The 203-nt window shown below is 73.4% G+C and carries 1 protein-coding gene; it reads left to right on the top strand.

All coding sequences use genetic code 11. The features are described from left to right. On the top strand, positions 1 to 203 hold a 203-nt coding region (locus tag IF54_RS40370; protein ID WP_037821319.1), incomplete at both ends, for an AMP-binding protein.

Raw genomic sequence — 203 nt, forward strand, 5'->3', positions numbered from 1 at the left:
CCACCCACACCGCCACCCTCGCCGCCGCCCACCAGGGCACCCTCATCCTCACCGACGCACACGCCGCCCGCATCGCCCGCCGCCCCATCACCGCCCCGGCGAGAGTGCCGGATCCGGCGCAGCTGGCCTACGTCATCTACACCTCCGGCTCCACCGGCCGCCCCAAGGGCGTGATGATCCACCACGCCGGTCTGGCCAACTAC

The organism is Streptomyces sp. NRRL B-3229, assembly GCF_000719505.1.
Taxonomy (GTDB): Bacteria; Actinomycetota; Actinomycetes; order Streptomycetales; family Streptomycetaceae; genus Streptomyces; species Streptomyces griseorubiginosus.